The following is a 3,888-nucleotide window of genomic DNA, read 5'->3' as shown; positions in this document are numbered from 1 at the left end:
AGTAGAAAAACTAGTTTTCTACTCCTTTTGCCCTTTTCTATTAGGGGACTTTTTCAGTGCCCTCGAGTAAACTGATGGAGGCTTTTTATTTGGTATTAACACAGCAGGTTTAATGCTGGTTTAAAATGATGTCTTTAATAAAAATGAGTAAAATGCCAATAATAAATACTTAAAATTAATAGAATGAGGTCGTTTAATTGTTTATTAACTAAAACTACATTATTTTAGCTGCCTGAAAATCATATATCATAACTGTGAAAAAAATTCTTATCACCGGTGGAGCGGGTTTTATTGGCTCTCATGTTGTACGCCGTTTTGTGAATCAATATCCACAATACGAAATTGTTAATTTAGATAAACTAACCTATGCAGGTAATTTGGCTAACTTAACCGATGTAGAAAATAAGCCTAATTATCGGTTTGTAAAAGCAGACATCGTAGATGCAGAAGTAATAGACAACTTGTTTCAGACTGAACAGTTTGATGCGGTAATCCATTTGGCTGCAGAAAGCCATGTAGACCGTTCGATTACTGATCCTACTGCTTTTGTCATGACCAATGTGATCGGAACCGTCAATTTATTGAATGCCGCCCGTCAACATTGGAAAGGCAGTTATGATCAAAAAAGATTTTATCACGTGAGTACGGATGAGGTATATGGTGCATTAGGGGAAGAAGGCATGTTTACCGAAACTACTGCTTATGATCCGCATAGCCCATATTCTGCTTCTAAAGCAAGTTCAGATCACTTTGTAAGGGCCTATCATGATACGTACGGAATGGACTGCGTAATTTCTAATTGTTCTAACAACTACGGATCACACCACTTTCCAGAGAAATTAATTCCTTTGGCCATCAATAACATCAAAAACAACAAACCTGTGCCTGTATATGGTAAAGGAGAGAATGTACGCGATTGGTTATGGGTGGAAGATCATGCAAGAGCAATCGATGTGATTTTCCATCAGGCTAAAACTGGTGATACTTACAACATTGGTGGACATAACGAATGGAAAAATATTGATTTAATTCAATTGCTTTGCCGTATAATGGATGAGAAATTGGCGCGTGAAGCAGGAACTTCTGCTAAACTGATTACATACGTAACGGATAGGGCAGGACATGACCTTCGCTATGCGATTGATTCGACCAAATTGCAAAATGAATTGAACTGGGTACCTAGCTTACAATTTGAAGAAGGCTTGGCTAAAACAGTAGATTGGTATCTGCAGAACGAAGATTGGTTAAACAATGTGACTTCCGGTAATTACCAATCATATTACGAACAACAATACAGTACTAAATAATATAATTGAGCCTGTAAGGCAACCTTGCAGGCTTCATCCCATTACCACATTCATTCATGGAAATTGAACAAACCGGATTAAAGGATTGTGTCATCATTAAACCTCGTGTATTTGAAGATGCCAGAGGCTATTTTTTCGAAAGTTTTAATCAAAATACCTTTGAGGAGAAAACTGGTTTATCTGGCCGTTTTGTACAAGATAATCAATCATTATCTTCTTATGGTGTAATAAGGGGTTTGCACGCCCAGGCTGGAGAATTTGCACAGGCTAAATTGGTGCGGGTTTTAAAAGGAGAGGTATTGGATGTTGCTGTAGATGCAAGACCCAGTTCACCAACTTATGGTCAATATATAGCGGTTAAATTAAGTGCTGAAAATAACCTTCAGTTATATATTCCAAGAGGTTTTTATCACGGGTTTTCGGTGTTAAGCGAAACAGCTGAGTTTTTCTACAAGTGTGATAACTTCTATAACAAGGCTTCAGAAAGAGGTGTAATTTACAATGACCCTCAATTGAATATCGACTGGCAAATTCCTGTTGAAAAGCATGAAATCTCGGAGAAAGATTTAGCCTTAAGTACATTTTCAGCTTTATAATCATATGAGTAAAGTACTAGTAATAGGAGCTGGCGGACAGCTTGGACAGTGTTTAAAAACCGTAGCAGAACGTAGAGGTTTAACCGATATCGTTTTCCCGGCAGAGCAAGATGCTAATATTTTAGATGAAGCCGGTTTAAAAAACCTATTGTCAGCAGAAAAGCCTGCCTTTGTAATTAATTGTGCGGCGTATACAGCTGTTGATAAAGCAGAAGAAGATTTAGCACTTGCTAAAGCGATTAATGAAACCGGAGCAGCCAATCTTGCACATGCTTGTGTGCAGGAGGGGGCTACTTTAGTACATGTTTCTACTGATTTCGTTTTTGCAGGAAACGAGGTAAAGTTATTGACTGAAGATGATATAGCCAATCCAATTAATGTATATGGTCAAACTAAATTGGACGGAGAAATAGCCATTGCAGCTATATTGCCTAACCATTTTATTCTTCGCACCAGCTGGTTATATTCTGAATATGCAAATAACTTTGTGAAAACGATGCTAAAGCTTGGAGCTGAGCGTGATGAATTAAATATTATAGCTGATCAGGTGGGTACACCGACGTATGCTATTGATCTGGCTAATGCGGTATTCGATATTATTGAATCGGGTAGTACTTCGTTTGGCCTATATCATTACAGCAATGAGGGCGTTACTTCGTGGTACGATTTTGCTAAAGCAATTTTTGAAATTAGTGGTACTTCGGTAAAAACTAACCCCATTCCTGGAACAAAATATCCAACACCGGCTAAACGACCTGCTTTTTCGGTAATGGATAAAACAAAAATTAAAGAAACTTTTAACATAAGCATTCCTTACTGGAGAGAGAGTTTGGTAAAATGTATTAGCGTTTTGCAAAAGAATTAACAGTTTTCAGTTGGCAATTTTCAATTATCCCAGTCAATTAAACAGTTAAACAATTAGTCACTTAAGCAATTAAACACTTAAGCAATCAGACAACTCACCAGTTAAAACACCTCACCAATTAAACAATAACTAAATGAAAGGTATAATTCTAGCCGGCGGAAGCGGCACCCGTTTACATCCTTTAACTTTGGCTTGTAGCAAGCAAATGATGCCGGTTTACGATAAGCCGATGATCTATTATCCGCTTTCCACTTTAATGTTGGCTGGTATAAAGGAGATTTTGATTATTTCTACACCGCACGATCTTCCAAACTTTGAGAAGTTACTGGGCGACGGAAAATCTTTAGGCTGTAAATTTACCTATGCTGTTCAGGCAGAACCGAATGGCTTGGCGCAGGCATTTGTAATCGGCGAAGAATTTATTGGCAAAGATAAAGTAGCCTTGGTATTGGGCGATAATATTTTCCATGGTGATGGTATGGCCAAACTTTTGCAGGCCAGCGCAGATCCTGAGGGTGGAGTGGTGTTTGCCTACCAGGTTTCAGATCCTGAGCGTTATGGGGTAGTAGAATTTGATGCAAACAATCAGGTAATTTCTATTGAAGAAAAACCTGTTGCTCCAAAATCTGACTATGCAGTACCTGGATTATATTTTTACGATAACGAAGTGGTGGAAATTGCTAAAAACATTAAGCCTTCGCCTCGTGGCGAATACGAAATTACCGATGTAAATAAGGTTTATCTGGAAAGAGGTAAGCTAAAAGTTGGCGTATTAAGTCGTGGTACAGCCTGGTTAGATACCGGAACCTTTACTTCATTAATGCAAGCTGGCCAATTTGTACAGATTATTGAAGAGAGGCAGGGCTTAAAAATTGGCTGTATTGAAGAAATAGCATACCGCATGGGCTTTATCTCTGCAGATGAATTAAGAGCAATTGCAACACCATTAGTAAAGAGTGGTTACGGAAGTTATCTGTTAAAACAAATTAAGTAATTTATATACCCCATTAAGTACACAAAGGCATCGTTTTTACGATGCCTTTTTTATGGTGCGCCGGGCATGGCAATCGACTATAGGGTTAGAGTCCCGAACACGCTTTGCAGTAGGAAGTGTTAGCTA

The 3,888-nt window shown here is 38.2% G+C and carries 4 protein-coding genes; all 4 read left to right on the top strand.

From position 1 onward, the window contains the following. The first annotated feature begins 254 nt into the window (after positions 1-254). The 4 genes from rfbB to rfbA all read left to right on the top strand — a co-directional run bounded on the left by rfbB (position 255) and on the right by rfbA (position 3,762). Positions 255-1,307, top strand: coding sequence for a dTDP-glucose 4,6-dehydratase (gene rfbB, locus BMX11_RS23955; RefSeq protein WP_090890119.1), 1,053 nt, complete (start codon positions 255-257; stop codon positions 1,305-1,307). A gap of 56 nt (positions 1,308-1,363) precedes the next feature. Continuing rightward, a complete protein-coding gene (gene rfbC, locus BMX11_RS23950; protein ID WP_090890115.1) occupies positions 1,364-1,903 on the top strand; it encodes a dTDP-4-dehydrorhamnose 3,5-epimerase in 540 nt (179 codons plus the stop codon). A gap of 4 nt (positions 1,904-1,907) precedes the next feature. Next, the gene (gene rfbD / locus BMX11_RS23945; RefSeq protein ID WP_090890112.1) at positions 1,908-2,768 is read left to right on the top strand and encodes a dTDP-4-dehydrorhamnose reductase; all 861 of its coding nucleotides are present in this window, start codon (positions 1,908-1,910) and stop codon (positions 2,766-2,768) included. Between the two features lie 133 nt (positions 2,769-2,901). Then, on the top strand, positions 2,902-3,762 hold the full coding sequence (gene rfbA / locus BMX11_RS23940) for a glucose-1-phosphate thymidylyltransferase RfbA (protein ID WP_090890108.1): 861 nt from the start codon (positions 2,902-2,904) through the stop codon (positions 3,760-3,762). The last annotated feature ends 126 nt before the right edge of the window (positions 3,763-3,888 follow it).

It is taken from the genome of Pedobacter rhizosphaerae, from assembly GCF_900111155.1.
Taxonomy (GTDB): Bacteria; Bacteroidota; Bacteroidia; order Sphingobacteriales; family Sphingobacteriaceae; genus Pedobacter; species Pedobacter rhizosphaerae.
This window is presented reverse-complemented; position numbering and strand designations above follow the sequence as displayed.